This window comes from Gilvimarinus agarilyticus (assembly GCF_000832015.1).
Lineage (GTDB): Bacteria > Pseudomonadota > Gammaproteobacteria > Pseudomonadales > Cellvibrionaceae > Gilvimarinus > Gilvimarinus agarilyticus.
In genome coordinates this window covers 479,242-506,144 of the sequence record NZ_JXCJ01000001.1, presented here as the reverse complement: position 1 = coordinate 506,144, position 26,903 = coordinate 479,242, and the positions used below count along the sequence as shown (strand labels likewise).

24 protein-coding genes are annotated in these 26,903 nt (G+C 55.5%); 16 read left to right on the top strand and 8 right to left on the bottom strand.

Annotated elements, in window-relative coordinates:
* Positions 1-432: 432 nt before the first annotated feature.
* The 3 genes from SD69_RS02290 to SD69_RS02280 are packed head-to-tail and all read right to left on the bottom strand — an operon-like array spanning position 433 to position 5,747.
* Complete coding sequence (locus tag SD69_RS02290) at positions 433-2,016, bottom strand: hypothetical protein (protein ID WP_041521912.1); 1,584 nt, start codon at positions 2,014-2,016, stop codon at positions 433-435.
* 16 nt (positions 2,017-2,032) lie between these two features.
* Positions 2,033-4,528 carry a LamG domain-containing protein gene (locus SD69_RS02285; RefSeq protein ID WP_041521911.1) on the bottom strand — a complete coding sequence of 832 codons (2,496 nt, stop codon included), beginning with the start codon at positions 4,526-4,528 and terminating at the stop codon, positions 2,033-2,035.
* A 1-nt stretch (position 4,529) separates the two neighbouring features.
* Positions 4,530-5,747, bottom strand: a complete 1,218-nt coding sequence (locus SD69_RS02280; RefSeq protein WP_232301140.1) for a hypothetical protein — start codon at positions 5,745-5,747, stop codon at positions 4,530-4,532.
* Between the two features lie 416 nt (positions 5,748-6,163).
* Between SD69_RS02280 and SD69_RS02275 the strand changes: the two genes are divergently transcribed.
* From SD69_RS02275 to SD69_RS02250, 6 genes are read left to right on the top strand one after another with little or no spacing between them, the layout of a single operon-like run.
* Positions 6,164-8,824, top strand: a complete 2,661-nt coding sequence (locus SD69_RS02275; RefSeq protein ID WP_052480823.1) for an HzsA-related protein — start codon at positions 6,164-6,166, stop codon at positions 8,822-8,824.
* The gene (locus SD69_RS02270; protein WP_041521910.1) at positions 8,824-9,606 is read left to right on the top strand and encodes an SH3 domain-containing protein; all 783 of its coding nucleotides are present in this window, start codon (positions 8,824-8,826) and stop codon (positions 9,604-9,606) included. The genes SD69_RS02275 and SD69_RS02270 overlap by 1 nt, the downstream gene beginning before the upstream one ends.
* A complete protein-coding gene (locus tag SD69_RS02265) occupies positions 9,576-10,226 on the top strand; it encodes an outer membrane beta-barrel domain-containing protein (RefSeq protein ID WP_041521909.1) in 651 nt (216 codons plus the stop codon). The genes SD69_RS02270 and SD69_RS02265 overlap by 31 nt, the downstream gene beginning before the upstream one ends.
* Positions 10,227-10,235: 9 nt before the next feature.
* Positions 10,236-10,763 (top strand): TlpA family protein disulfide reductase, encoded by a 528-nt coding sequence (locus SD69_RS02260; protein WP_041521908.1) that lies wholly within the window; start codon positions 10,236-10,238, stop codon positions 10,761-10,763.
* Positions 10,760-10,984, top strand: a complete 225-nt coding sequence (locus SD69_RS02255) for a DUF4266 domain-containing protein (protein ID WP_041521907.1) — start codon at positions 10,760-10,762, stop codon at positions 10,982-10,984. Before SD69_RS02260 ends, SD69_RS02255 begins: the two co-directional genes overlap by 4 nt.
* Positions 10,985-10,991: 7 nt before the next feature.
* Positions 10,992-12,116, top strand: a complete 1,125-nt coding sequence (locus tag SD69_RS02250) for a DUF3570 domain-containing protein (RefSeq protein ID WP_041524349.1) — start codon at positions 10,992-10,994, stop codon at positions 12,114-12,116.
* A gap of 116 nt (positions 12,117-12,232) precedes the next feature.
* On the opposite strand, the gene SD69_RS02245 is transcribed toward SD69_RS02250, so the two are convergent.
* Positions 12,233-13,318, bottom strand: a complete 1,086-nt coding sequence (locus tag SD69_RS02245) for an acyltransferase family protein (RefSeq protein WP_041521906.1) — start codon at positions 13,316-13,318, stop codon at positions 12,233-12,235.
* Positions 13,319-13,562: 244 nt separating this feature from the next.
* Positions 13,563-13,976: a DUF3592 domain-containing protein gene (locus SD69_RS02240; protein ID WP_041521905.1), complete on the bottom strand. Its 414-nt coding sequence runs from the start codon at positions 13,974-13,976 to the stop codon at positions 13,563-13,565.
* Between the two features lie 650 nt (positions 13,977-14,626).
* On the opposite strand from SD69_RS02240, the gene SD69_RS02235 reads away from it, so the two are divergent.
* The 9 genes from SD69_RS02235 (at position 14,627) to SD69_RS02195 (ending at position 21,901) form a co-directional block, all read left to right on the top strand.
* Positions 14,627-16,039 (top strand): sugar porter family MFS transporter, encoded by a 1,413-nt coding sequence (locus SD69_RS02235; RefSeq protein WP_041521904.1) that lies wholly within the window; start codon positions 14,627-14,629, stop codon positions 16,037-16,039.
* Between the two features lie 163 nt (positions 16,040-16,202).
* Positions 16,203-16,574, top strand: a complete 372-nt coding sequence (locus SD69_RS02230) for a DUF6249 domain-containing protein (protein ID WP_041521903.1) — start codon at positions 16,203-16,205, stop codon at positions 16,572-16,574.
* Between the two features lie 7 nt (positions 16,575-16,581).
* The gene (locus tag SD69_RS02225) at positions 16,582-17,136 is read left to right on the top strand and encodes an RNA polymerase sigma factor (protein ID WP_041521902.1); all 555 of its coding nucleotides are present in this window, start codon (positions 16,582-16,584) and stop codon (positions 17,134-17,136) included.
* A complete protein-coding gene (locus tag SD69_RS02220) occupies positions 17,123-17,443 on the top strand; it encodes a DUF5056 domain-containing protein (protein WP_041521901.1) in 321 nt (106 codons plus the stop codon). The genes SD69_RS02225 and SD69_RS02220 overlap by 14 nt, the downstream gene beginning before the upstream one ends.
* 197 nt (positions 17,444-17,640) lie before the next feature.
* Positions 17,641-18,384 (top strand): endonuclease/exonuclease/phosphatase family protein, encoded by a 744-nt coding sequence (locus SD69_RS02215; RefSeq protein WP_232301138.1) that lies wholly within the window; start codon positions 17,641-17,643, stop codon positions 18,382-18,384.
* Positions 18,385-18,396: 12 nt separating this feature from the next.
* Positions 18,397-19,725, top strand: a complete 1,329-nt coding sequence (gene clsB, locus SD69_RS02210) for a cardiolipin synthase ClsB (protein ID WP_041521899.1) — start codon at positions 18,397-18,399, stop codon at positions 19,723-19,725.
* Between the two features lie 3 nt (positions 19,726-19,728).
* Positions 19,729-20,787, top strand: a complete 1,059-nt coding sequence (locus tag SD69_RS02205; RefSeq protein ID WP_084591458.1) for a putative bifunctional lysylphosphatidylglycerol flippase/synthetase — start codon at positions 19,729-19,731, stop codon at positions 20,785-20,787.
* Positions 20,784-21,386 (top strand): DedA family protein, encoded by a 603-nt coding sequence (locus tag SD69_RS02200; RefSeq protein ID WP_041521898.1) that lies wholly within the window; start codon positions 20,784-20,786, stop codon positions 21,384-21,386. Before SD69_RS02205 ends, SD69_RS02200 begins: the two co-directional genes overlap by 4 nt.
* Positions 21,387-21,493: 107 nt before the next feature.
* Positions 21,494-21,901, top strand: a complete 408-nt coding sequence (locus SD69_RS02195) for a hypothetical protein (protein ID WP_052480822.1) — start codon at positions 21,494-21,496, stop codon at positions 21,899-21,901.
* 8 nt (positions 21,902-21,909) lie between these two features.
* Here the strand turns inward: SD69_RS02195 and SD69_RS02190 are convergent, their stop codons facing one another.
* Entirely contained in the window at positions 21,910-22,389 is a 480-nt protein-coding gene (locus tag SD69_RS02190; protein WP_041521897.1) for a tRNA-uridine aminocarboxypropyltransferase, read from the bottom strand.
* 227 nt (positions 22,390-22,616) lie between these two features.
* Between SD69_RS02190 and SD69_RS02185 the strand changes: the two genes are divergently transcribed.
* Entirely contained in the window at positions 22,617-24,581 is a 1,965-nt protein-coding gene (locus SD69_RS02185) for a sialate O-acetylesterase (protein WP_052480821.1), read from the top strand.
* Positions 24,582-24,684: 103 nt separating this feature from the next.
* On the opposite strand, the gene SD69_RS17935 is transcribed toward SD69_RS02185, so the two are convergent.
* Positions 24,685-26,289 (bottom strand): glycosyl hydrolase family 18 protein, encoded by a 1,605-nt coding sequence (locus SD69_RS17935; protein WP_052480820.1) that lies wholly within the window; start codon positions 26,287-26,289, stop codon positions 24,685-24,687.
* Between the two features lie 204 nt (positions 26,290-26,493).
* Entirely contained in the window at positions 26,494-26,775 is a 282-nt protein-coding gene (locus SD69_RS02175) for a hypothetical protein (protein WP_041521896.1), read from the bottom strand.
* Positions 26,776-26,903 lie beyond the last annotated feature (128 nt).

Here is a 26,903-nt window from a genome sequence, read left to right as displayed (position 1 = left end):
TATAAAAGCTAACGACGAAGTGGTGTTTTACGCCCCCTGCAGCCAGCCGAGCGCAGGCCCATTTTAGGGGGTAAGCAAATAGGACATTTGCGCAAGCCATCGTCACGCCAGGGACGGCGTGTCGATGCGGCCCTCTAAAATCGGCTGGAGCGAGGGAACCCGAATCGCTACAGGGATGTAGCTGAATAGAGCAACGCAGGAGCAGTTGCCGAGGGCTGAGATGCCGGGGTGTCCTCTTTTGATTACTTTTCTGGACAAGCAGAAGAGTGCTTCGCCCGTGCGGTGACAGAGCGCACCCAGCTAAAAATTAATGATCATTCAATCGTTAAGTTCCAGCTCTACACTTAGCAGCTTCGTTCACTGGATCCCGGATCGGGGTCCGGGATGACGCTGTAGAGGGTCTGGGATGACGGCGGTGTACCCAACCGCGCGCTAAACCAAATTCCCAATCGTTCCATCACAAATCGGGTTCATCGCCGTCATCCGATCTAACGCCGTGGCGTTACCCAGCCCATGCTGTGGAAACAGCGTAGAAAACAAATTTTGCTCGCCGTGCAGCGCCATATAGTTCAGCACCAAGGTCTCGACCAATAGGTTCACATTATTGGCCGCTGGGCTTGAGGCGGTTTCAACATCGCCGCTGGAGCGCATAAACCCGAGCTGTTGGTGCGACGCTTGCGCAGCGGCAGAGCCACCTAAAATAGTGGGCCGGCCGCTTGGGTTGTACACCAAAAAGTAGCTGGCGGCGGTTTGTTGGTTGTCGCCGGTCCAGACGCCTTTGCCACGGCCCTCGGCGGATTCATCCAGCATGCCGTTTGAGAACACCGAGCCGTCGGAGAATACGTAAATCATAACCGGTACGCCCATGCGGGCGGCGTATTCTAAACAGGCGCCGATGCAGCGGCCGGCGCGTAAGTCGCGAATCTCACCTGTGGACCGATCGCCGGTGTGGTAGTCGTAGCCGCCCATGGTAATGGTGCCGGCACCAGCGTAGCCGCTCATGACCAGCTTCATGACCGAAGCGGTTTTGCGAAACTCGCTGTCGTTATCAAACTCGTCAAAGCTAAAAATACCGCCGGGGCCGACGATATCCGCATCGGCAATCGGGTCGATGGCCGCGGGGTTGCCAAAGCGGTCGGCTAAATCGGCGCTTTTTACGTAGCCGCAGCGCATTAACTCTTTAAGCGCGGCATCGCGGTTGCTGCCGGTATCCACCGCGCCCAGTTTGGCGTTGCTTAAACGCACCATAGATTCCATGACCGCGACGGTGTCAGATTGGCTGAGCAAGCTCACCAAATCGCCCACATCCACTAAGCCTGTGACATCGCTGGGGCGGTCGACTTTGGTGGGGCGCGCCTCGGGGTTAATCAGCATCGAGGGCGCCATAGAGTTTCCGCCTGAGTCGCTGGCGCGCGAGCCAATCAAAGAGAGCAGCGAGCCGTTGGCGCCGGCGCGGTTAATGCCGTACATGGGGTTGTGGGGGTTGTTGCCGGTGTCGTTCTCGGAGCGGGCGGGAATTACCGCACCGTTAACGGCCGCCGCCGTACCTGGGGCGACACGCTCTAAAATGCCGCGCAGCATGCCGCTGTCGGTGTGAAACGCGAGGCCTAAATCGCGATTCACAAAATCGCCGGTGCTGCTGTCGGGCGTCATGTCGCCGGGCAGGCCCTGCTTGGTGTAGCCGCTGGCCGATAGCGTATCGAGCTGGCCGCCGGCGCCGCCCACCAACACATTAGAGCCGGCAATATTGGCGCCACCGGCTAAATCGAAGCAGATAAACGGTATTTTACCCGCGCCCTGGCTGGCAATGCCGCAGGCCTGGCGCATGGCGTTAATATCGGGCGATAACGCGGCATTGGCGTTGCCCGCCAGCAGGGTCATTAGCGAGGCGCCGGTTAAGGTAGCGCCGCCGGTGCGAAAGCCCTGGGCGATTAAATCGCGCCGGCTAATGGGCCGGTGGTGGCTGTTCAGTTTAAGCGGTGCATCCGGATGCAGAGGCGCGCGGTATTTACTCATAAGGCAGTCTGCTCCGTTAGTGAACTAGCATGATGGCGCTGCCGAGGGCGGCGGCGCAGGTGGCTTTGACAGTGGTGGCGGTGCGCTCGGCGTTACAGTCGCCAGAGCACACAGTCATGGTATCGATCAGTTTGTTTAGCTCGGCACGGGTGCTGGAGGGGTTGGCCTGAGTGGCCAGCGAGCTGCCGTTAACCTCGGCGGCGACCAGCGCGTTGAGCAGCGGGTCGATAATGTGGTTGCGGCCGCTGGCGCTAAACGCGGCGCCCGGCACTTGCGAGAAATCAAAGCCCGGGAAAAACGCCGCGCGCTTGGCCGTATCGTTGACTAACGCGTTGCAGTAGGCCACCGATAACTGCGTAATGCCCATTTGCTGCGCCGCCACAAAGGTATCCAGCGCGCTGGTGGTAGGCAGTTGTTGCTCGACTTTCTCGTAGGTGGCGTGCACCGCCGCGTTGCTGTGGCTGATGCCGGTCATGGCGGCCAGCGAGGCGTTGATGCTGGCAAAGCTTTTAATGCCCAGGCTGGGCTGATCGGCAATATCCGCCGGCGGCTGTGGCGCCGGTGGCTCGGCCTCGACCCTAGCAAAGCGGTGCTCGCCCAGTTGGTCGAAGGTTAAAAAGAAGGTGTCCAGATCGCTGCCCTGCTCTAACGCCAGCACGGCGCCCTGGCGCGATAACGGCTGTTGCCCGTTTGCGTAGTCGGCGGCGTTGATCTCGGTGTCGAGCGCGGCAAATACCTGGCCGACAATCGCCTCGCGGCCGTTAACGCCAATGCGAATACCTTTAACCGGCACCGTGGGGATGGGGTCGTCGCTCAGGCGGGTAAAAAACGGCTCGCTAAACAGGTAGCTGTAATCGTCAAACTGCTGCGCCTGAAACACGATATAGGCATCGGCCACATCGATGAGCTCGCTAATGCTAAACAGCAGGTAGTAAGTCTCGCCTACCCCGGCCTCAAAGTTGTCGTGGATGGACTGGGCCGATAACGCGCGGTTGTGCACGGCCAAAAAGCGCACGGCGCCGCTCCAGGTGCGGTTGGATGACACCTCGTTGCCTAATACCAAGGCGAAGCTCGAGTCCCACTCGTTGAGGTTGCCGATGGCGCTTGGGTCGGCATCGCCGGTAAATTCACCATTGACGTAAATGCGCCGGCCATTGACCGGATCAAAGGTAACCACCACGTGCTGCAAGCTGGCCTGAGCGCGCTCGTCGGCATCGGCCGTCACGATGGCCGGCATGCCGTTGCTGTTAGTGCTGGAGCTGCGGTGGTAGTGGGTGTAGTTGTAGAGGTTTTGGTCCAGCGCAAAGTTGCGCACCTCGGTGCTGCCCGAGTAGCTGACGATGCGGGCGTCCTCTTGGCTGACGTTGGACGGAATCACCCACGCCTCGATGGAGTACTCGCCGGTGCTGCTGATTTGATCAAACAGTTTGCGGCTGGTTTGGGTCGAGGCCTGGGCCTTGCCGTCGTTAAAGCGCAGGCCCCAGCTGGACATCCAATCGACGTCGCCATACAGGGATAAATCGGCGGCGGGGTTGACGCCGCTGGTGTCGTAGGCGATGGCGCCGCTGCCGGTTTTAAACTCGTAGCGGGCAATAATGTAGTTGTCGGCGCGGCCGTTGGCGCTGGCTACGCTACCGTCGGCCAATTGCAGTGCTTTACTGGTCACAAGCTCGGGGTCCACTTGGGTGACCGGCACCAAATCGGCAAACGCGGCGATGGCATCGGCCATGGTTTGCGCGTCGTTGGCGCAGGAGCTACTCCAGCAATTGTGCGACTCTTGTGCTAGGCGCTCTACCAGGCGCGAATTAGCCGGGGCGTCTAGCCGCATACGGCTGCGGGCCGCCTCGTAAGAGACTTGCACATCGCTGCTGCCGATAAACGGCTGTTGCATTAGAGGTGCGCTCTCGGCGTGGCACGCGCTGCAGTACTGATTTACCACGGGGTAGACGGTCGCGGCGTAGTCGCTGTTGTCTGGCGGAAAGTTTTTGCTGCCGCCTACCTCTTTAATCTCGGGGGCGGTGAGCACGATCTCGTTGCTGATGCTGCCGGCCGCCGCTGCCCACTCGGTAATGTAGCCGGTGACAATATCGGCGCAGGCGGTGTCGCTATCGAGCCAGCAATTGTGGCCGCCGGCCACTTTGCTCACCATGCGCGACAGTACCGGGGTGTGTAAATCCACCAAGGGCACGGCCGCCTGATAGGCCTGGTTGATATCGTCGGTGCGCACAAACATTGGATCGTTGCCGCCCACGACGTGGCAACTGCCGCAGCGGTCGTCGAGCGCTAAGTTGTCCCACACATACAATTTAAAGTTTTGGATGTCTTCAGTTAATGGCGCGGGGCCGTTGTAAACAACACCGGGGCGGCTGGTGTCTTCGCCGTCGTCGGGCTTGACGTTGGGCGTGGTGGACTGCCCGCTGCCCGAGCCACAACCGGCCAGCAGTGCGGCGCTTAACAGGCCCGCAAGCCAGAGGGGTAAAGTGGTTTTTGCTGTGTGTATCGCGGCCGCCATGTTATTCACCTTTGCAGTAGTTGGCGGTGTCGATAAACACCTGTTTTAAGTTGTAGCCACTGGCGGCAAAGGCGGCGGTGGCATCGCTCACCAGAGCGCGGTCGGCGGCGTTGCCGGGTTTGCGCAGGCACACCTGGGTAAACACCTTTTCTACCTGGCAGCTGGCAAAGGCGCCCGAGTTGGCCAGCTCGCGGCCCAAGCTTTTAGCGCCGGTGCCGCCGCCCTCGAGGGTTGGGTCCCACGCGAGAATGGCGTTGGGGCCTTCGCGCCAATAGTTTTGCCACTGGTCATTGGGGGTAACGTAGCCGGGGGCAAAGGTGCTGGCGTTGATGTGGTATTTGCCCTCGGTGCGGTTGCCGCTGGCCGGGTCGACGTCGCCGGCGGTGTTGTAGTGAATCGCGCCATTCTCGGCGTCCGGGTCGGTGGCGGCGTTGTACTCGTAATCGTAATAGGCAAAGGCCTGGGCCATTGGGTCCATACCCGCGTGGCAGCCTACGCAGTTGTTTAAAAACACCCGGCTGTCACCGCCGGGGCTGCGGCTTACGTCCTGGCGAATGCGATCGGGCGTGCGGGTTACGTCGTGCACTTGCTCTAGATCGCGGCACAAATGGTTGAGCAGGGTAAAACGGAACATGGCGCGGTTAGTACCGGCGACAAAAAACGCTTTGGCCGCGGCGCGGCTGGTAATGACCCCTGCGGTGGCGTGGGCCGGCACCTCGCTTATTTGCGATTGCGTACGGCGCACCAGCGAGCTGCCCAGCGGCGCGCTGCTTTGCTGCAACGCCTGGTAGTGCTCATTGTTACTGCTGCTGTAGGGCGGCAGACCAAGGCTATCGGCGCCGGTATAAAGTACGTCGCCCACTAATACATCGCGAAAATCGGCCTCGTCGCGAATCAGCCCCATCACCGTGGCGGTGTAGTCATTGAGCGGCGCAAAAGCGGTCATTTCGCGGTTGGTCCAGGGGGTTATCCAGGTTTGCAAGGTGGCGCGGTAAAAGCCGTCGTTGTCCATGGCGATGTGCACCGCCTGAGCGGTGTTACCGGCCTCAATCAAATCGCTCATTTGTGTGAGCACCTGAGTGCTGGGCGGTACCCCTGCAATACGCGAGTGAATGGTTAGCGCCTGCTCGCGCGGGCCAGCGGTGGCCGTGGCGGCGAGAATACTCATCCCGAGGGCCAAGGCACCCAGGCGTAAGTTGGGGGGCGAACAGAGCGACATGCAGGGCTCCAAAGATTTGAGGCTGTGGTGGTTGCCGGGTTTGTGTTTTAATCTAGTTATTATATGCGGATTCGTAGATCGGCCTGTGTTATTCGATCGGGCGCAGGTGTCTACCCAATCACATAATGAGCAAGATCATAACAAAAGTTTGTTCTGATAGGTGTGAGAAACCTCCTTGCCGGCACCCGCAGCGTGACTGGCGACAACGATTTTGGGTCGCGGCCACGGCATAATACTGCGCTTATTAAAAGCGAGTGCTTTGTCTGGGGGCAATGTCGTATTCGGTTGGTTTGTCGGCGTTTCCGCTAAGGTGCGCCTCGCGGGTAAGGGCTGTTGCCTGCACAGGTGCCCTGCGGCGCACCACCACGATAACACTGAAGATGACATTCTACTTTGACAGAGCACCAGGACCGTTAATGACAAAGCACGCTGTAAAGCCCCCGCCGATAAACGCCTTACGTTGCTTTTTGCCCGGTGCCCTTTTGGCGGCGCTGGTGGTTGGCTGTGGCGGTGGTGGCGGCACGGGCCTGAGTGGCTCGGGGCAAGCACCCGATCCGGTGGTTAAAGATATCCCCATTGCCTACATCGAGCGCCCCCTGCCGCGAGATGACGCCGGCGAGTTGCTGCCGTTAACGCCTGTGGCGCGCGATGGCTTTAGCCCCGGTGCCCGCCTGATTGTTAAAGTGCGTGCTACCGACGATGCCGAAGCAATTAATGTTACCGATCAGGCGTTTGCTGAGGGCGCAGAGTACGATGTTAAAGATTTAACCTCGCACCCTAACGGCAGTCGGTTGCTGTTTGCGATGCGGGCGCCCGAGATCGAAGGCGCCGATGACGACGAACAGCCCACCTGGAATATTTGGGAGTACCACCTGCCGAGCCGCGTACTGCGGCGGGTAATTAGCTCGAATATCGTCGCCGAAGAGGCGGACGATATCTCGCCGCGCTATTTGCCCGGGGGCCGAATCGTTTTCTCTTCTAACCGTCAGGTGCGTAGCCGCGCCCTATTGCTCGACTCCAACAAGCCCCAGTACGCCGCCGAGAGTGAATCGGGCGATGGCCCGGCATTTGTGCTGCACTCGATGACCGCTGCCGGCGAAGATATTCGTCAAATGTCGTTTAATCAGGGGCACGATTGGGACCCACTGGTACTCGCCGATGGCCGCGTGCTTTACACCCGCGCCGACAGCTACCGCAATAACCGGGTGAGCTACTACACCATCAACCCCAATGGCACCGAGGTGCGGCCCCATTACGGCTACCACACCCGTGTGGGTGAAGACACGCCTTGGCTTTTTAACCCAGAGCTGATGCCAGATGGCCGGTTGGTGGGTATTTACAAACCAAGCGATGATCTGTTTGGCGGTGATCTGGTAAGTATCGATACCGACGAGTACGTCGAAGACGACCAGACCGTGCTTGGCACCGAGGGCGATGCCATCGAGCCTTTAACCGTACTGCCGGTAACCATCGATGGCAGCCTCTCGCGTCACGGGTACTTCTCGGCGCTAACGCCGCTGCGCGATGGCACCAACCGCCTGTTGGTAAGCTGGAGCCAGTGCCGGTTGGAGATTGTCGAAGAGGGCAGCGACGAATCGCGCTACGTACCCTGCACCGATGACAATATCGAGGCTGGCCACGAGGCGGCGCCGCCGGTGTTTGGCTTGTTTATTTATAACCTGGATGACAGCACCCAACAGCCGGTGTTGGTGCCTGCGGAGGATAAAGCTTATACCGACCTGGTCACACTGGAGCCGCGCCAACTCCCAGCGTCTGGGGGCGGTGGCACCATCCCCTCGTTGGCTGCTGAAGGGTTAGGGATTTTAGACATTCGCAGCGTCTACGATTTAGACGGCGTTGATGTGACTGACGAGGGCATCGACCGCCTGCGTGATCCGGGCCAGACCCTGGCGGCCGATCGCCCGGCGCGCTTTTTACGCCTGGTGGGCGCGGTATCCCAACCGCCGCGCGAGATCAAACAGGTGCCTGGTAGCGCCTTTGGTGTTAGCAGCGCTCAGGGCATGAAAGAGATTATCGGCTATGTGCCGGTAGAACCCGATGGCTCGGTGCGCGCTGCGGTGCCCGCCGATGTTGCCTTTACCATCTCGGTGCTGGATGCCAACGGCATGCGCATTAGCCCGCGCCACCAAAACTGGATGCAGATGCGCCCGGGTGAAGTCTACCAGTGCAACGGCTGCCATCAGCGCGACTCGCAAGTGCCTCATGGCCGGCTGGATGTTGGCCCCGACGCGGTGAATGCCGGTGCGGCCACCAGTGGTTTACCGTTTGATAATACCGAGCCGGCGTATGTGGCCGAGATGGGTGAAACCATGGCCGAAGTCTACGCCCGCATCTCCGGTACGCCCCGGCCGCAGGTGGATTTAGTGTTTCGCGATGTCTGGACCGACCCCGCCGTGCGCGACAAAGACCCAAGCTTTGCGGTGCGTTACAGCGAGCTTGCCGAGGGGCCGGACCCGGCGCGAGTGCCCGTCACGGCCGCGTGTCAGCAACAGTGGAGCACGCCCTGCCGGGTGACTATTAATTACCCCGATCATATTCAGCCGCTGTGGGATTTACCGCGCATCGAGCGCGCCGCCGATAACAGCGTGCTAAGCGATAACACCTGCAGCAGCTGTCACAGCCCGGCAGACGCCGATGGCCTTGTGCAGATTCCCGCCGGCCAGTTAGACTTAAGCGCAACTGAAGCGGACAACGGACAGATGGTGTCTTATTCGCAGCTGTTGCGCACCCGTTTTGAGCTAGAGCTAGTGGATGGGGTGCTGCAAGAGCTGTTAATCCCCACCGGTGAGTTTGAGGCCGATGAAGACGGCGAGCTGATACTGGACGCCGAGGGCAACCCGATTCCGATTTTTGAGCGGGTAGCGATTGATCGTATTATGTCGCCCGGTGGCGCTTTTGCCAGCAGCCGGTTTTTTAGCCGATTTACTGAGTTTGACCCCATGGAAGATACGTTTGATCATCGCGGCCTGATTAACGACGCCGAGCGCAAAATGCTGGCCGAGTGGCTGGATATCGGGGCTCAATATTATAACAACCCATTTGATGTGCCCGAGTAATGGTTAAACGCGTAACCTTTAAGCCCGCCCCGGCACACGCCTGGACGCTACTGTGGCTGCTGTTGGCCGGTTGGTCACTGCCTGCCAGCGCCGGCTGGTTTGACGACGAGCCACCCTTGGTCGTCACCGTTAACAACGCCTATATCGATGTTTACACCGGCCCTGGCCGGGGTTACCCGGTGTTTCATGCGCTGGAAAATGGCGAGCCGATTACGCTGCTTAAAAGCCGTGCCGGCTGGATCAAAATTGCCACCGAGCGGGGGCTTGAGGGTTGGGTAAAGCGCGACGATATGCAATATACCCTGGGCCCCGATGGCCTCGCCCCGGATTTTATCGACGAGTACCGCTCCGATGCTGTGGTGGGCCGCTTTGAGGTGGGCGCCGCTCTGGGCGACTTTGGCGGCGCCGACTCCGTGGGCTTGAGCCTGGGGTATCGTTTTACCCGCAACTTCACCATCGAGGCCGATTATTCACAGCAGGCTGGCCGCTACTCGGACAGCGAGGTGGCCGTGGTGGGTCTGTTGCATCAACCCTTTCCAGAGTGGCGGGTATCGCCCTTTTTGCGCATTGGCGGGGGCACTATCAAAGTTAGCCCCAGTGCCACTTTGGTGGATACCGAAGACCGCGAAGATCCGGTGCTACAGGCAAGCCTTGGCACCTATGTGTACTTGTCACGCCGGTTTTTTATGCGCGTCGAGTACCGCAACCATCACCTGCTGACCACACGCGAAAATAACGAAGAGGTTTCGGAATGGCGAGTTGGCTTCAACGCCTTTTTCTAAAGGCACTGGTTTTAACGGCGCTGTTTGGGCCGGCAGTAGCGCTGGCGCAAGAGGACGATCCGCTAGAGCCCATCGTCGGCGCTGATATCGAGCGGCGCCACATCGACGAGGATATGCTCGACACCGAAAACTTTGAGGTGGGCGGCTATGTTGGCGTGCTCGGCATCGAAGATTTTGGCAGCAATACGGTGCTGGGGTTAAGCCTTGCCTACCACATTAACGAAGACTTTTTTGTCGAGACAATTTACGGCAGCAGCGAGGCGCAAAAAACCAGCTACGAGTTATTAAGCGGCGCGGTAGAGCTACTCACAGACGATGAGCGCGACTACAGCTATTACAGTTTAGCGGTTGGTTACAAGGTGTTTCCGGGCCAGGTGTTTATGAGTCGCAACCTGGCGTTTAACACACACTTTTATCTGACCGCCGGCGTGGGTAATACCGAGTTTGCGGCCAATCGCTACGCTACCTACTCGCTGGGTGCGGGTTATAAAATTTACTTAACCGATATGTTTGCGGTTGATATCGGTATGCGCGATCACCTGTTTAGTCACGAGCTGTTTGGTGAGAGCCGTCAAACCAATAACTTTGAGGGCCGTATTGGCCTGTCGGTATTTTTCTAGGAGTGATGCATGTCTGTGGTGCTAAATGTTTTATCTAAATCCCTAAAGTCACTCAGCAGCGGTATTTTATTGTTGGGCTCATTCTGTACCGCCCACGCGGCCAACAGCGATATGGTGGGTGCCGCCGCGCCCGATTTTACTTTAAAAAGTAATCAGGGTGAAAACGTGCGCCTGGCCGAGCAGCGCGGCCAGGTGGTGATGCTAAATTTTTGGGCCAGCTGGTGTGCACCGTGCCGCAAAGAGATGCCACTACTGGATGAGTTGCATCAGCGCTACGAGAGCGCCGGTTTTGTGTTGTATGGCGTAAACGTCGAGCCCGATGTAACCGCCGGCGATAAACTGATTAAAGATCTGGGGGTTGGCTTCCCTATTTTGTACGATCCCGAAAGCATCGCCAGCAAAGCGTACGATATCGATGCGATGCCCACCACCGTGGTTATCGATCGCGATGGCGTAGTGCGTTACGTTAACCGCGGCTATCGCAGCGGCGACGAAGAAAAATACCGCGCGCAAGTGAAAGAGTTGATTCGCGAATGATCAGTGCCACCGCCACTCGTTTGGGCCTTGTGTTGCTGGCCTTTAGCCTGTGTGCCTGTACGCCCTGGGTAAAACCCTACGAGCGTCAGCACCTGGCGGACGAGGTAATGAGTTTTGACCGTGACCCGATTGCCAGCGGTTATTTAAACCATGTTTACGAAGCGCGCGAGGCCTCGCGCGGTGCCGAAGGTAGCGGCGGAGGCGGTTGTGGCTGTAACTAAACAAGCAATGCGTGTCATCGCGCTCTGGGCGCTGCTGTTACCACTGGTGGCGGTTGCCGAGGTATTACCGCCGGATCGGTTGGATGTGATGTATCACAGTTACGACGGTGGCGGCGCCACCATCGACGGTCCCTCGATGTTGGTGCGCAAAAACGTAGCTGATACCGTCTCGGTCTCGGCTGGCTACTATGTGGATATGGTCTCCAGCGCGTCTATCGATGTGTTGGCAACCGCCAGTGAATACACGGAAGAGCGCACCGAGTATTCTGTGGGGGTCGATTACCTGCACGATAGTACGCTCATGAACTTAAACTACTCTGAGAGTACCGAGAGCGATTACCGCTCAGAAACGGTGAGCACCGGCATTAGCCAAACGTTTTTTGGCGACTTAACCACCATTAGCATGGGGCTGAGTTTTAGCAGCAACTATGTGGGTATTAACGGCAACGAGACCTTCTCGGCCACCGCCAAAAATTATCGCTATCAATTTAATATATCGCAGATCCTAACCAAATCACTGATTGCCGTCTTTAGCTTTGAGTCTGTGATCGACGAAGGCTTTTTAAACAACCCCTACCGTCAGGTGCGTTATAAAGACTCCAGCGTGCCCCGGGGGTACAGCTACCAGAGCGAAGTCTACCCGCTAACGCGTAACTCCGATGCCTTTAGCTTGCGCGGTATTTACTACTTGCCCTGGCGCGCATCAATACGTGGCGACGCGCGCTACCACGACGACAGCTGGGGCATTGCCGCGCGTGATTTTGAAGTGCGCTACCTACACAGCATCGGCTCTGATTTGCTACTAGAGGCAAAGTATCGCAGCTACAGCCAAACACAGGCCGACTTTTACTCGGACTTATTCCCCTACCGCAACGCACAAAACTTTATGGCGCGCGATAAAGAGCTAAGCGAGTTTAGCTCGGGCAATTTTGGTGTGGGCGTCACCTACACCATGCCCCAGCGTTGGTTGTCAGTGTTTGAGAAAAGCACAGCTAATCTTTACTGGGATCACTTTCAGTTTGATTACGACAACTTCCGCAACGTGTTGGACACCGACGCACCCGTGGGCGAAGAGGAGCTCTACGCCTTCGATGCCAACGTCATTCGGTTGTACTTATCGTTCTGGTTCTAACACTGACGCGTATCGCCCGGGAGCCGGCCGGGTCCCGGTGTAGCCCCTCAGGCTTACCGTTTATTTCCCACCGTGTCGTTAAGTGCGCTCTGCGGCCTTCGCCGGTTGGCAAACCTTTAGTGGCGTCGCTGCTTGGTTAAATACCGGCGTATGGGAAAGTCGACAAATTTGGCAACAACATACGCTAACGCGATGAGTAAAATCACCGAAACGGGTATCACCCAACGTAGTTCGTCAGTATTGGGTTGCTCGGCGACCACATAATTAGCAAATACCCATAAAAATGGATAGTGCGTCATATAAAGTGGGTACGAGATATCACCTGAAAACTTATTAATTTTATGGTGACTGCTCGATAAGCTGGCACCGGCGCCCAGTGATACCAGTAGCGGGAAGTAAAACACCACCAAAAGCGGCTCGACTAACCAGTTCCACTGCTCGCTATAGGGCGTTAAAAAAGCCAGCATCAGTAAAGCGCTCATGCCGAGCAGGCCCAGTTTATTCTTTATGATCCAGTTCGAGCGATAAACCAGCATACCCATTAGAAACGAAAACGAAATACGAGCCATACCGTCAAAGAAGGTGCCGCCGCTCCAACCGCCGAGTAAGTTACCTGAGTTCCAACCCACATAAAAAAGCCCTACCGCTGCCAGCGCAACCAATGGGGCCAATACCTTTCGCGTCAGCTTAAATAACACGGTGGCGTACAAGAAGTTGGCAATATACTCCCAAAATAGCGACCAACTGGGAGCGTTTAAATTAAACAGATTAAAATAACGCTCAGGCATTACCGGGTAAGGTATTAACAAAGCCGAGGTGATAAAGAGTGTGGCAGTCTCTTTGAAGCCGTACACCGAGTACAAGTTACTGTAAGGGTCAAACAAAAAGGTTAGCAGCCCTAAAATAGATCCTATAACCACCAGCGGTTGTAAACGTATGAGCCGTACTTTGATAAAGCTCAGTAAGCCCATATTGGCTATCCGGGTATCGTAAGCGTACGCGATAACAAAACCCGATAAGCAAAAGAAGAAGTCGACCGCCAAAAAGCCATGGGCAATCCAGATACGGCTAAAGTCGGGAACGACAATCTCCATAAAGTGAAAAATGACCACGACTACCGCGGCTAAGCCCCGTAAGCCATCCAGTATCTCAAAGTGTGGTTTATTGTTTAGCGTCATCGAAACGGCAGGAGTATCGCTCATTGGAATGATCTTTTGTTGTATGTGTTAAGAATACCGATAAGCCAACGGCCAAAACGCCGGCTAACCGCTATTTACCCCAAGAATCTTATAGGCTGAATAAATTCAATGAGCATACCCAAAAGCGCGAGAACCCTACAACCTCGAGAGTATTAGGGAGTGTTAGGGTTTGTTAGCGAAGTTGGCCTTGCGTCTGAGGTTGAACCTTTCAATCCAGGCAAGCTGATATTTGCCTGTTTCGAGGTATTTATATTTTCTTATTCAGATAATAAGAAATAGCCAGAAAAAACAAACCAAATAGAAAGCCGACTATATGCGGCCTACCTATCCCTGCCTCTAAAGCTGATTTGGTTGGCGAGTTAGGGTTTACATAAACGGCGAATGCAACGCCTGCTTTGTAGTGTTTTTCAGGTCGATTAAAGCCGAAGCCGGTAAACGTGCTTTGGTAATCCGTGCCCTTGTAGCGATACGAATACGTAAAGGTGTTTAAGCCCTCCGAGTTGTGCAGGTTTCTTGTGAGCGAAATTATGGTTCGACCTTTACGAAAAGAAGTCTTGGTGTAGCCCTGAACAGTATCCCAGCGGTAAACAGAATAACTTTTGAACCCGTCGACAACAGACGACGCTACCAAATAGACACTCGCTACCAATGAAAAAGTCATTAGAACACCCTTGCACCATCTCAGCATTACTGCCCCATTATGTTGTTTTGGATATTGTTCTAGTCGCACTATTTACCGCCAAGACGGCCCTTGCCGGGTGTCTTGAAGAGCTTCCTTTCGACGAAAAGCAAAATGCCATTTAGGCAGTAAAGGCGTCCTCCGGTTGCGAATAGGCACAATCATTATGTGCCTTTTTATGCGAGCTACCAAACGCCGTTTTACTCCCCCTAGCCGTTCGCTGCGATGCGGTGTGTGAGTGCAGCGCTTGTCGATGCCGTGGGTGCCGGGATGTGCAAGAGCGGCTCTTTGGGACGCCAGTTAGTTGCATCGCAAAAAAGGACTCATCCGCCCGGCAATTGAGGGCATCCAGCGTTAACAAGGCCTAGGTCACTCGCTTGGCACAATCGAATAAGCAGCGAAATAGCCGAATCTCCCTCACCCCACTACTCAAACCCCAGCAACTTAGGGTATTATTGACTATAAGCGCGCAGTAACTGGCTCAAACGGGTGTTTTACGTGTTTCGGCGCTTGTGGCACGAGGGGTTAGTGTTTATGATCTGTGCGTGTCTGCCGAGGTGTTCGGCGCGAGCCGCAAAAAGCGCGATGCCCATATGGCGCTTAATACATAATTAATAAACTAGGTATCCTCCATGAACAATTCAGTCAGCTCTGATCAGGGCAGTACAGGATTTATTATCTTTATCAGTGTGATCGCCACGATTGGCGGTTTCCTGTTCGGTTATGACAGTGGTGTTATCAACGGTACGGTTAAGGGCTTACAAATCGCCTTTGATTCAGAGTCTGCCGGTACCGGCTTTAGCGTCTCATCGATGCTGCTCGGTTGTGCCGCCGGTGCGCTGTTTGCGGGCCGCTTGGCAGACCGCTACGGCCGTAAAGCGCTGCTGATTGTGTCGTCAATACTGTTCATTATCTCGGCCTGGGGCTCAGGTGTTGCCGGGTCGACCGGTGAGTTTGTGGTGTACCGCATTTTGGGCGGTTTAGCGGTGGGTGCCGCCTCGGTGATGGCCCCGGCGTATATTAGTGAGGTAGCGCTGGCGCGCTATCGCGGTATGCTCACCTCGGTGCAGCAAATTGCCATTATCTCGGGCCTGACGGCCTCTTTCTTTAGTAACTACTTTTTGGCCGAATCGGCTGGCGGCTCGACTGCTGAGTTTTGGCTGGGTTACGAGACCTGGCGCTGGATGTTCTGGGTTGAGCTGATTCCGGCGGGTATCTTCTTTATCGCCTTGTTGGCGATCCCGGAGAGCCCTCGCTTTTTGGTGGCCTCGGGCAAGACAGAGAAGGCCCGCCAGGTGTTAGTGCGTTTGTATGGCGCGGTCGACGGTACCACCAAGCTGACCGAAATTAGCGACTCGATGGCGGCCGATCATCACCGCCCGCGCTTCTCGGATTTGATTGATAAAACCGCTGGCAAAGTCCGCCCTGTGGTGTGGATTGGCCTTGGTTTGGCGATTTTGCAGCAATTTGTCGGTATTAACGTAGTGTTTTACTACGGTGCCGTACTGTGGGAGGCCGCGGGCTTTAGCGAGAGTCAGGCGCTGTTGGTAAACGTATTGTCCGGTAGCATCAGTATTGCTGCCTGTTTTATTACCTTCTTTTTAGTGGACAAAATTGGTCGCAAGCCACTGTTGTGGTTTGGCTCGGCGGGTATGGCCATTAGCTTGGGCGTGGTTGCCTACGCCTTTGCCGGTGCGCCGGTAGATGCGGCGGGCAACTTGCAGTTGTCGGATGATTCGGGCCTGTTGGCTCTGTTTGGCGCCAATATTTATGTGTTTTTGTTTAACCTCTCCTGGGGCCCTGTGGTGTGGATTATGCTGGGTGAGATGTTCCCCAACCAGATCCGTGGTTCGGGCCTGGCGGTAGCGGGTTTAGCCCAGTGGTTGGCAAACTTCCTGATTACCTGGAGCTTCCCGATCCTGTTGGCCGGTATTGGTCTGTCGGCGGCTTACGGTATTTATACCTTCTTTGCTGCGCTGTCGGTGTTCTTTGTGATCTTTATGGTGCGCGAGACCAAGGGCAAAGAGCTGGAAGAGATGGAGTAAGCGCTCCCCGCTCTGCCAAAAAAACCACCTTCGGGTGGTTTTTTTGGTTTTGGACGTTCATTTTGTCTGGCTGCATCTATTTTCGGCGGGCAGGCGTCTATTGTGTCGTTATTGATACTCACTAGCCTAATTGGGCTGCGTTCGAGAGACAAAGGAGTTAGCCGTGAGCGAGCTTGTGCCATTACTTGCGATTTTTATGGTGTTTTCTACCCCCGTGCTCTGCCTCGGGATCTTGATGTTCAGCCTGCATAAGCGCAAGCAGCTGCAGCTGGAAATTATTAATCGCCTGATAGAGAGCGGTCAGCCGGTGCCCGAGGCAATGTTTACCGGCGCGGCGAGCTCGGCGGCCGGGGGCGACCCTTTGTATCGCCGTAGTTTGTATCTGTTGTGGGTAGGCGGGGCGGCATTTGTCGCGCTGTTTTTTTTCGCCGGGCTGGATGTGGCGGCGCTGGCGCTGATCCCTATCGCTATGGGGGCGGTTAATTACAAGCTCTGGCAAGAGGCGCGGGCCGAGCAGCAGCGGTTGGGCGACTAATCAGACGATGGAGCTCAGTGACGAGGTCTTGATTCAGCGCGCGGTTAAAGTGCGTGACCGACACGCCTTTGGCCAATTAGTGCTGCGTTATCAGTCGCGCCTGCGCCAGGCGCTGCGCCAGCAGTGCGGCGGCGACTATGGGTTGGCCGACGACATCGCGCAGGATGCGTTTATTAAGGCGCACCACGCGCTGGCGAGCTTTAAGGGCCAATCGGCATTTTTTACCTGGCTGTACCAAATTGCCCGCAACAGCTTAATGAGCCATTACCGACGCAAGATTCCCGAGCCCGATAGTGAGTTGGTAGAGCGAACTCAGGCGCAGCATTTGAGTGGCGGGCCAGAGCTTGAAGGGCGGGATTTAAACCGCGCCCTGAACCAGCTAAGCGCCCCACAGCGCGAGGCGCTGTACCTAACCTATCGCTTGGGCTACAGCAATGACGAGGCGGCACAGCTGATGCAGTTACCCGTAGGTACGATTAAATCCCACGTCTTGCGTGGAAAGGCTAAACTCAAATTGATATTGCAGGATCGGCAGCAAGAGGTATGCAATGAGCGCGGATAAACTGGACAGTTGGTTGGAGCAGCGGCTCGCCGAACCCGAGCCCTACCTCGATGACGACGGTTTTACCGAGGCGGTGATGGCACGCTTGCCGGCACCGGTCAGTCGGCGCCGGTTGATTTGGGCCAATGTGGTGGTTGCGGTCATTGTATCCTTGGCTGTTGCGTTGGTCTTTCCGTGGGCGTCCGCGGTGGCGTTGCTGACCAGCTTAGAGGCGCAGAGTTGGTTAGTGCTTGCGGCGGGTGTTAGTGGTGTATTTACGGCGGTTATCCTTGTGGGCGGTTTCTGGGGGTATCGGCGCTGGAGCTAAAAACACTGTTCAATACGCTTGCGTGAGCCAGCAAGCCTTTCTGGAGGCATAGACCTCTGCTATCCGCCGCGAGTCGGCATCATTCCTGCAACATCATTCATTCTGCGATATTTGCCGGCCATAACCGGCCAATTCGCGCGGTTTGCGTGTGTTATTTGCAACGCGCATGTAAAGATTGCTGTGTGCTGGGGGATGGAGTGACTTGTTTAAAGATTCTAACGGTCAATACCCATAAGGGTTTTACCACGTTTAACCGAAAATTTATGCTGCACGAGCTGCGCGATGCGGTGCGTTTGGTATCGGCCGATTTAGTTTTTTTGCAGGAGGTTCAGGGCGAGCACCAAAGTTGGTCTCAGCGCCACGCCGAGCTCTGGCCCGAGCAACCACAGTATGAGTTTCTGGCCGACGAGATTTGGCAAGATTTTGCCTACGGCCGCAACGCGGTGTACCAAGAAGGGCACCACGGTAATGCCTTGCTCAGTAAATACCCCATCAAAAGCTGGGATAACTGGGATATCTCACTCAACGGAATCGAAAAGCGCGGCTTATTACACTGCCAGATAGAAACTGAAGCGGGCCACCCACTCCACGCTATTTGTGTGCATTTAAGTTTGCGTGAGCCACACCGGCAAATTCAATTGCAGCAGTTGTGTGAACACGTCAATGCCATCCCAAAAAACGAGGCCGTTATCGTGGCCGGAGATTTTAACGACTGGCGGCAGAAATCTCAGGCGATTTTAAAAGACTGCGCCGGCATGCAAGAGATCTTTACCGAGGCTTACGGCAAGCCACCGCGTACGTTTCCGGCGCTGTGTCCGCTGTTGCGGCTCGATCGTATTTATGTGCGCGGCGCCGAGACTCATATGCCGATTGTATTGTCGAGCAAGCCCTGGTCGCGGTTATCAGATCATGCGCCGCTGTTGGCCGAAGTCGAATTTTAACGGGAGTGAATCATGTTTGGGTTTAGAGAGTTTAAAGGTCACTTCTGCAAAGACAATCAGTTGCGCTTATTAATTAATGGCGAGGAGTTTTTTCCGCAATTGTTGCGGCGAATAAAACACGCCAAACGTGAAATATTGATCGAGACCTTTATCCTTGAAAATGACCGGGTAGGTAATGCGTTAAAAACAGCGCTGATTGGGGCCGCCAAACGTGGTGTGTGGGTGGGAGTGACCGCCGACAGTTGGGGCAGTCACTTCTTAAACCCCGAGTATATTGAGGAGCTAACAGCGGCCGGCATTGTCTTTCAGATATACGACCCACAACCCGAGTGGTATAACGGTCGCCCCAAATTATTCCGTCGCTTACACCGTAAAATCGCCGTGATTGATGCCACTTACGGGTTTATCGGTGGTATTAACCTGTGTAACGATCACATGATTACGAGTGGCCCCGAGGGCAAGCAGGATTATTCGGTAGAGCTGCAGGGCCCTATCGTTAATGAGCTGCGTGAGCTGTGTAAAAGTTATGTACGCGACTCTAACGACGATCATTTACAAGAGTTTTCTGACAAGCTTAAAAATCCAGACAGACCGGGCAATACCCCCATGGCGTTCGTCTCGCGCGACAATCGCCGCAACCGCAGCGATATTGAAAAGGCGTACTTGGCCGGTATTCATGAGGCAAAAGAGCGGGTGTGGATTGCCAATGCCTATTTCTTTCCGGGTTATCGTTTTATGCGTGCGCTGCGCAAAGCCGCCAAGCGCGGTGTAGATGTGCGCTTGGTGCTGCAAGGTGACCCGGATATTCCGTTCGCTTTGCCCATGGCGCGAGCACTGTACGATGTACTGCTGCGCAACGGGGTAAAAATTTACGAGTATCGAGATCGCCCGCTGCATGCCAAGATTGCCGTCATCGATGACGAGTGGTCCACCATTGGCTCCAGCAATCTCGACCCTTTGAGCCTTGCCTTTAACTTAGAGGCTAACATCATCGTACGCGATAGCCAGTTTAATGCTCAGTTGGCGGAGCAGATTGAAATGCTGGAGCACCACAGCACCGAGATAGAGTCGGACTGGGTAAAACATCGCCGTTGGTACTATTTGGTTAAAGACTTTTTTATGTATCACTCGCTGCGTCACTTTCCGACGTTTGCTGGCTTGTTTCCGGCGCATACACCAAAAATTCGCGAGCTTAAAAGCCACTTTGAAACCGGTGAGGGGCGCACTCGCGATGCCGATTTACATCGCCAATACCCCGAGTCTAAAAATGCCCGACGAATAACCAGCAAGCAAGATTACGATACAAACGCCGAAATTGAAGCCAAAGAAGCTGAGGTTTAATCGATGCACAACCGTAAAGAAAACCGCAGCGTTATGGCGAGCCAGTGGACGAAAGCAAAAGATTGGGTCAACTGGACGTGGGTAAAAAATGGCTTAACGGTCATTTTCTTTTCGTTGGTCGCTTATTTGCTATACCAGCAAGCCGTTACCATTGAATGGGGCAAGGTACTCGAGACGCTAAAAAATACCTCGATGGTTACCTTGGCCACCGGTTTTGGCCTGGGTGTGTTGTGCTATTTTGTGTACGCGGGCTACGACTTGTTTGGCCGCTATTTGTTGCGCTTAAAAGTCAGCATGGCCAAAACCTGGTTTGTGGCTTGGTTAAGTTACGCCTTTAACTTAAACCTAAGCTCTCTTGTGGGCGGCATTGCGTTCAGGTACCGGTTGTATTCACGGCTTGGCGTAAAAGCGGGCGATGTAACACGCATTTTAGGCATTAGCATTGCCACTAATTGGTTGGGCTATATTCTATTGGCTGGTGGGCTGTTTGTATCCGGTCAGGTTAACCCGCCCGACAGTTGGCCGGTTAATGACACCCACTTGCAGTTTATTGGCGGCGGTTTTATCGCGGTAGTACTGATATACCTCGGGCTGTGTGCCTTTAGTAAAAAGCGTGAATTACAAATTCGCGACACGACCTTAACCCTGCCGCCGGTGGGTATTGCGCTGTTGCAGTTTGTAGTGGCCTGCGCCCACTGGACCCTCATGGCCTCGGTGATTTATCAGTTTTTGGCCGACGACGTTAATTTTGCCACGGTATTTGCCGTGTTATTGGTAAGCAGTTTGGCGGGCGTGATCACTCACATACCAGGTGGCTTAGGCGTGTTAGAGGCGGTGTTTTTGGCACTGCTTGCCGGTCAGGTAGACAAAAGCACAATTCTCGGTAGCTTGTTTGCCTATCGCTGTGTGTTTTATTTGATTCCGTTGGCTATTGCCACGCCCACCTATTTGATTTTTGAGGCGTTAACGCGCCCACCCGAGGGTGATAAAAGCACGGAGAACGACAAAGCTGATAGCCGCTCAAAAAACGATAGCGCTATCGCTGAGGCAGAATCTGTATGAGTGATTGGGTCACCGATTTAATTCGCAGTACGGGGTATTTTGGCATTGTGTTTTTAATGCTGGTGGAGAATGTGTTTCCGCCCATCCCCTCAGAAATTATTATGCCGTTGGCGGGTTTCCTGGTCAGCCAAGATCAGTTGCAGTTTGCGCTGGTGGTATTGGCCGGGATGCTGGGTTCGGTGTTAGGCGCCCTACCGCTTTATTATTTGGGGCATAAGTTGGGTGCCGAGCGGTTGAAGCACTGGTGCGACAAGTACGGCCGCTGGTTTGTGATAACCCGCCAGGATGTTGATAAAACTCAACGCTGGTTTGACCGCTATGGTATATGGACGGTACTGCTGCTGCGTTTGGTGCCGGGCGTGCGCTCGCTAATCTCGATTCCCGCAGGTATTAGTAAAATGTCGCTGTGGCCTTTTTTATTGTTCACTGCCATAGGCACGGCAATCTGGTCGGCGTTTTTAGCCTATTTAGGGTTGGTGCTGGGGCAGAACTTTGACGCGGCCAGCGATTATATTGGCCCGGTGAGCACGTGCGTTATTGTTTTAATGCTGCTTTGGTACGTTTGGCGGGTGTGGCGCGGGCCTAAAAAAGCGCAATAGATCTGACAAAGTTGCGCTACAATGGCGCAAAATAAAATATCGCCCTACAAGAGCCGCCCGATAGATGATCCTTTGTTGAACCACTCGAACTTACAAAGGCTCATTATATGAAATTACAACATGGACTATTGGTTTTGCTATTGTCCGCCGCCAGCGGCCTATCAGCGGCCGACGATTTAACCGGCACCTGGGAGCTGGTGAGCGGTGAATTTAAAAACGCCGAAGGTAAAATGCTCGATTACCAGCAAGAGAAGTTTGTTGGCATTAAAGTGATTAATACCCATCACTTTTCTTTTATCTCTAAGCGTAATGGCGAGTTTTGGGCGGCGGCCAGCGGCCCCTACACCGCAACTGACACCCACTACACCGAGACACCGACCATCGCTTCGTTTGGGGAGGTGGGAGAGGATTCTTACGAGTTTCGCTATACTTTAGATGGCGACAGCTGGTACACCGAGCGCTTTGACGGTGACGAGCGTGTCGAGTACGAACACTGGCAGCGGGTTACCCCCTAACCTTTTGCTTACCGGGCTTGCTTTAGGGCAAGCTCGGTATCGAGCTGTCCGGCCAGCTTTGGCTGCTGTTTGATACGCAAAAGCTCGGCGACACATTCACTAGTACACAAACCGTCTTCACGTTGATTGCGGCGTATTTGATACTGCGATGGCGCCCCGGGCTTTAGCTCGATGTGCGCCAGAGCGTGCAAGTAGGGGCTGTGGTTGTATATCTTGCGCGCCTGCTGCCAGGTGGCATCTAATAAAATAATATGCTCGGGTAATGCTTGGCTAAGTGGCAGCGGTGCCCGCTCGTTGGGCGCCGGATAAACCAACGCGCTGGCAAGGGTGTTGATGCGGTGCAGTAAGTCGGCATCCGGCAATTTACGTTGCCAGATAACCCGCTCGCAGCTTGCCTGCTCTTGTTTTGCCAAAACCGACATCACCAGCTGCCCGGTATTGCTGTGTTTATCGAGCTCGGTGGCGTGGGTTAGCAGGGTAATCAACATGGTTTATCGCGCTTGGATTAAGGTTGTCACGATGGCCGTAAGATGAACGGCCCTTGCCGGGCTATTGACGATCGTTTGTTGATTGTACCCTGTGCGTGACGGGTGCGCTTGAGCGCAGGGGTTTGTGGCTAGCCCTGGTGGAGTGTGTAGCGAGAACCGCAGGGCTTTGTTATAGTCACTAAGACCATTATATTTAAAACAATGATAAGCAGTAAGAGTACACGCCCATGAGTAGAGTAACTAACACACGCACCCTGTTGGCCGCGCTAACATTAATCGCCCTCCCGGCTGTTGCCGAGGTACAGCTGCCTCGTATTTTGTCCGATGGTGCTATCTTACAGCGCGATCAACCCGTGGTTTTTTGGGGCACCGCAGACCCCGGCGAAGCGGTGGCCCTGAGCGTTGATGGCAAGCAAGTGGCCAGCGGCCAGGCGGACGCAGACGGCCAGTGGCGTATCCGCTCTAGCAGCACGTTTACGGCCGGTGGCCCCCATACTGTAACCCTTGCCGGTGATAACCGCATTGAGTTATCCGACGTGTACTTTGGCGATGTTTGGCTGGCCTCCGGGCAATCCAACATGGAGCTGCCCATGGCACGGGTAGCCGAGAAGTACGCCGATGAGATCACTAATTCGGCCAATACCCGCATCCGTCAGTTTAAGGTGCCTAAAGTTGTCGATTATCAAGCCCCGCAAGCGGACGTGCCCGAGGGGGATTGGGTAGCCGCCACGCCCGATACCCTGCCGGATTTTTCGGCGGTGGGATACTTTTTTGCCAAGGCCATCGAACGAGCCGAAGACGTACCTGTGGGGATAGTCACGGCTGCCTACGGTGGTTCAACCGCGCAGTCGTGGATGAGCCCTAAGGCGCTGCAGGCGTTTCCGCACTATTTAGCGCAGGCCGAGCAAAATGCGAAACCCGGCTATGTGGACGCGCAAAAAGCCGCCGATCGCAACGCCAACGATGAGTGGTATAACTACATCAATAAGCACGATGTGGGGCTGCAAAACAACTGGGCGAGCACCGGCGCGGATACCCAGTGGCAGAGCATTACGATGCCGGGCTACTGGTCTGAGCGAGGTGTGGGCGAGCACAGTGGCGTGATCTGGCTGAAAAAAACCGTGCAGGTTGCGGCGTCGGCCGCCGGCCAGCCCGCGACCTTACGCCTAGGCCGTATTGTCGATGCCGACACCGCGTACATTAATGGCCAGCAGGTGGGCAATATTACCTACCAGTACCCGCCGCGTATTTATCCCGTGCCCAGCGGGGTGTTAAAGGCCGGTGCTAACGAGATTACCGTACGCCTGATTACCAATAACAAGGATGGCGGCTTTGTACCCGATAAACCCTACGCCTTAGAGCTTGCCAACACATCGATCGATTTAACCGGTGACTGGCAGTACCGCGTCGGGGTGACCCATACCCCAACCCCGCCCACCACTTTTTGGGATTTTTTACAGCCCGTCGGCATGTACAACGCCATGCTCGCGCCCCTGTTTAATGTGCCCTTTAAAGGTGTGATTTGGTATCAGGGCGAGTCGAACGTTGGGGCCGCCGCCGAGTATGCCCAGCTATTGCCGGCAATGGTGCGCGATTGGCGCGCGCATTTTAATCAGCCGCGCTTGCCGTTTATTGTGGCGCAGCTGCCGGGCTTTGGCACCAAGACGGAAGACGCCAATCAGCCCAGCGATTGGGCGGTGATGCGCGACTCGCAAACCCATGTGTTGAGCGAGCCGAATACCGCGCTGACCGTCAACTTAGGCTTGGGCGAGTGGAACGATATTCACCCGCTCAACAAAAAAGACGTGGCCGAGCGCTTGGCACTCGCGGCGCGCAAGCTGGTGTACGGCGAGTCTAAACTGGCGGCCGAAAGCCCGGCGGCCTATCGCATGAGCATAGAGGGCGAGAAAGTGTTGGTGAGCGTTGCCCATGCTAAGCGCGGTTTGCTGAGTGACGGTAAGCCGGGTGGTTTTGCTATCGCCGGTGCCGATGGCGAGTTTGTCTGGGCAAAGGCCGAGCTGCAGGGCGATCATATTTTGCTGTGGAGTGACGAGGTTAAACAGCCCACGCAAGTGCGCTATGGTTGGGCCGATTTTCCTCATAAAGCCAATGTAAAAGCGCGTGGCGGATTGCCGCTAATGCCCTTCTCGCTCAGCTTGCCGGCCCCCGCGCTTGATCAGGCGGATGATTAACGGCCCATCTTAATACCAGCAGCCGCGCCGGTTGGGTAATAATAGGCGGTCGCCAACACGGCGACCGCCACAGCCCAAACGGCGCGGAGTTAAGCCTGCTGGTTTACAGCTGGGTCAGGCTAAACCAGTTGATGTTCCAGCCAGCGACGGGGGCGTAGATGCCAAGGCTAAAAGGCCCGGCGGGCAGCTGCACATCCATGCTAACGGTTTGCCAGTTTTGCCAGCCACCGGTTGCCGGTATGTCCACTACCCCCAATTGCGTTTGCCCGCCGTTTAAATCCAACGACAGCTGGGCGCCGCTGGGGCTAGCCACCCGCAAGTCAACGCGGTAGCTGCCCGCCGCGGGTACACTCAGGCCGGAATAAGCCATCCAGTCACCACCGTCAATCCAGCCCACGTTTTGGCCGCCTCCGGTGTCGCTGGTGGCCTCTAGCTGAACGCCACTCATGTTGGCAAAGTTCTCGGCCTCGGTTTTTTGACTAAAACCCGGCGGGTTACCGCCATCGCAAGCGGCGGCGGTGGTTGGGTTCCAAAAGTAAGTGCTGACCGTGGGGATATAGCCCGGGTTGGCGTATTCGGCTACGTAATAGCCGCCTTGATATAACACAACATCGCCGACGTCATATGGCGTGCTTGCCACCCAGGCGGGGCAATCGCCGGTGCCACCGGGGCCGCCGCCCGCATCCATCTCGCTGTTAATGGCACTGAGTAAGCTGTTGCTGCCGCTGGCATCTTGCGACAGCTCCCAGATCATCACGCCCGAGCCCTCTTGCAGCGCCAGCTGAGTTTTGGCGCGAAGGGTGGGCAGGCCATTGTAGGTAATGTAGCTGCAACCGCTGCACAGGCTGCCAATTACATCCTGTTGCGCGGCGCCAGCGCCAAATTGCGCAACTATGTCTGCGATTGAATAGCTGCGGGCGTAGCTTCCGTAGCCATAACCATAAAAAGGTACACCCAGCACGAGCTTATCCTCGCTCAGCCCGCGCGCCTTCCAGGTCGCAATGTCCGATTGCGCCTGGGCGTAGCTTGAGTGCTCGTTACCTGACACTCCCCAGGTGGGGCCCACCGCATCGTAAGACATGATGTTAACGAAATCGAAGTAAGGCAGTGATGAGGTGGGCACCATGCCTCCGTTGTAAGAGGCGGTGGCTGAGGTAAGCAGTTTGCCGCTGGGCAAGCCGTTACGCAGCGCTTGAATAAACGGCGTGTAGTTGCCCGCGTTGTCGATGGCGGTTAATACCACGCCTTCGATATCCACATCCAAACCATCCAAATTGTAACTGCTGACAAAGTTGAGCAGGTTATTGACGGTATTGGCGCGGTTGGCCGGGCTCAGCAGGGTTTGCCAATCGCCGGAGCAGCTGGGGATAACGCCGCCGGCCACCGATACCAGCACTTTAACGCCCGCTTGGTGGGCTTTGTTGACGACATAGCTTAACTCGGAGCCAGAGACATTACCGCCAAAGGTGCCCGGCATACACACCGGGTCGCCGCCAGCGGTAACCACGCCGTTGGCATTGGGGTTTAAAAATGACAGGTTAATGTGGGTCAACTGACTGAGATCCACCGAGTCGACCACCGCCGTCATATTTTTGTAAGACGGTATGTAGCCGACAACTCTATCGGCCGCCTGGGCGTTGAGTCCCACGAGCGCAGCAGACAGCGCTGTCATTTGTGCGAGTAATTTTACGTTACTAAGTGCATTCATGAGCAATCATCCCGTTTGATTGAGGGGCATTATTATTGTGTTGCAAGGCAACGTTGTCAGCCGCAGGCTAATAAGTTAGCTCTATGGTGGCTGTTTGGCCGCTTACCGGTAGATCATCTAATCGCTCAGGCAATACCCTAGCGCCAAACTCGCCTGATTACTACCACCGAGTTGGCGTTTTAGTGTGCCTGACATGGGCGGGGTTTAGCGCAGCTGCTCGTGCCTTTTGCGCTTTAAAAATAAAATGCAGGCAGATGGCACATGGGTAATACAAAAAGCACTGATTAACACCAGTACCTCTAGTGAGCCTGTCAGCGGGTAGCTTTTGTGGGTAACCGAGGCAAAGCCCGCCCCGACCGCCAATAAAAACACCCGTACGACCCAGCGCTGCGCGGGTTGGGCAATGTGCTTTGCCAAGCGGTAGTGGGTGTAGATAACAGCCGCCACACACACGAGCATGATCACCAGCGCCAGTAGAATCTGCATGTTAGCCTCCTGATGTATTATTAAATGCTATAACACGTTGCTTCACTGTAATGGTATTGGGGCAAAAAAGCGTGGCTTGGATTCCAGAGTTGCAATCGGTGAGGCGAGATAAACCGGTAGCGGCATTC

What these genes read in the sequence shown, in the direction of transcription:
- SD69_RS02290 (WP_041521912.1), bottom strand. Translation starts at nt 2,016, where the DNA reads ATGAGTAAATACCGCGCGCCTCTGCATCCGGATGCACCGCTTAAACTG.
- SD69_RS02285 (WP_041521911.1), bottom strand. Translation starts at nt 4,528, where the DNA reads ATGGCGGCCGCGATACACACAGCAAAAACCACTTTACCCCTCTGGCTT.
- SD69_RS02280 (WP_232301140.1), bottom strand. Translation starts at nt 5,747, where the DNA reads ATGTCGCTCTGTTCGCCCCCCAACTTACGCCTGGGTGCCTTGGCCCTC.
- SD69_RS02275 (WP_052480823.1), top strand. Translation starts at nt 6,164, where the DNA reads ATGACAAAGCACGCTGTAAAGCCCCCGCCGATAAACGCCTTACGTTGC.
- SD69_RS02270 (WP_041521910.1), top strand. Translation starts at nt 8,824, where the DNA reads ATGGTTAAACGCGTAACCTTTAAGCCCGCCCCGGCACACGCCTGGACG.
- SD69_RS02265 (WP_041521909.1), top strand. Translation starts at nt 9,576, where the DNA reads ATGGCGAGTTGGCTTCAACGCCTTTTTCTAAAGGCACTGGTTTTAACG.
- SD69_RS02260 (WP_041521908.1), top strand. Translation starts at nt 10,236, where the DNA reads ATGTCTGTGGTGCTAAATGTTTTATCTAAATCCCTAAAGTCACTCAGC.
- SD69_RS02255 (WP_041521907.1), top strand. Translation starts at nt 10,760, where the DNA reads ATGATCAGTGCCACCGCCACTCGTTTGGGCCTTGTGTTGCTGGCCTTT.
- SD69_RS02250 (WP_041524349.1), top strand. Translation starts at nt 10,992, where the DNA reads ATGCGTGTCATCGCGCTCTGGGCGCTGCTGTTACCACTGGTGGCGGTT.
- SD69_RS02245 (WP_041521906.1), bottom strand. Translation starts at nt 13,318, where the DNA reads ATGAGCGATACTCCTGCCGTTTCGATGACGCTAAACAATAAACCACAC.
- SD69_RS02240 (WP_041521905.1), bottom strand. Translation starts at nt 13,976, where the DNA reads ATGACTTTTTCATTGGTAGCGAGTGTCTATTTGGTAGCGTCGTCTGTT.
- SD69_RS02235 (WP_041521904.1), top strand. Translation starts at nt 14,627, where the DNA reads ATGAACAATTCAGTCAGCTCTGATCAGGGCAGTACAGGATTTATTATC.
- SD69_RS02225 (WP_041521902.1), top strand. Translation starts at nt 16,582, where the DNA reads ATGGAGCTCAGTGACGAGGTCTTGATTCAGCGCGCGGTTAAAGTGCGT.
- SD69_RS02220 (WP_041521901.1), top strand. Translation starts at nt 17,123, where the DNA reads ATGAGCGCGGATAAACTGGACAGTTGGTTGGAGCAGCGGCTCGCCGAA.
- clsB (WP_041521899.1), top strand. Translation starts at nt 18,397, where the DNA reads ATGTTTGGGTTTAGAGAGTTTAAAGGTCACTTCTGCAAAGACAATCAG.
- SD69_RS02205 (WP_084591458.1), top strand. Translation starts at nt 19,729, where the DNA reads ATGCACAACCGTAAAGAAAACCGCAGCGTTATGGCGAGCCAGTGGACG.
- SD69_RS02200 (WP_041521898.1), top strand. Translation starts at nt 20,784, where the DNA reads ATGAGTGATTGGGTCACCGATTTAATTCGCAGTACGGGGTATTTTGGC.
- SD69_RS02195 (WP_052480822.1), top strand. Translation starts at nt 21,494, where the DNA reads ATGAAATTACAACATGGACTATTGGTTTTGCTATTGTCCGCCGCCAGC.
- SD69_RS02190 (WP_041521897.1), bottom strand. Translation starts at nt 22,389, where the DNA reads ATGTTGATTACCCTGCTAACCCACGCCACCGAGCTCGATAAACACAGC.
- SD69_RS02185 (WP_052480821.1), top strand. Translation starts at nt 22,617, where the DNA reads ATGAGTAGAGTAACTAACACACGCACCCTGTTGGCCGCGCTAACATTA.
- SD69_RS17935 (WP_052480820.1), bottom strand. Translation starts at nt 26,289, where the DNA reads ATGAATGCACTTAGTAACGTAAAATTACTCGCACAAATGACAGCGCTG.
- SD69_RS02175 (WP_041521896.1), bottom strand. Translation starts at nt 26,775, where the DNA reads ATGCAGATTCTACTGGCGCTGGTGATCATGCTCGTGTGTGTGGCGGCT.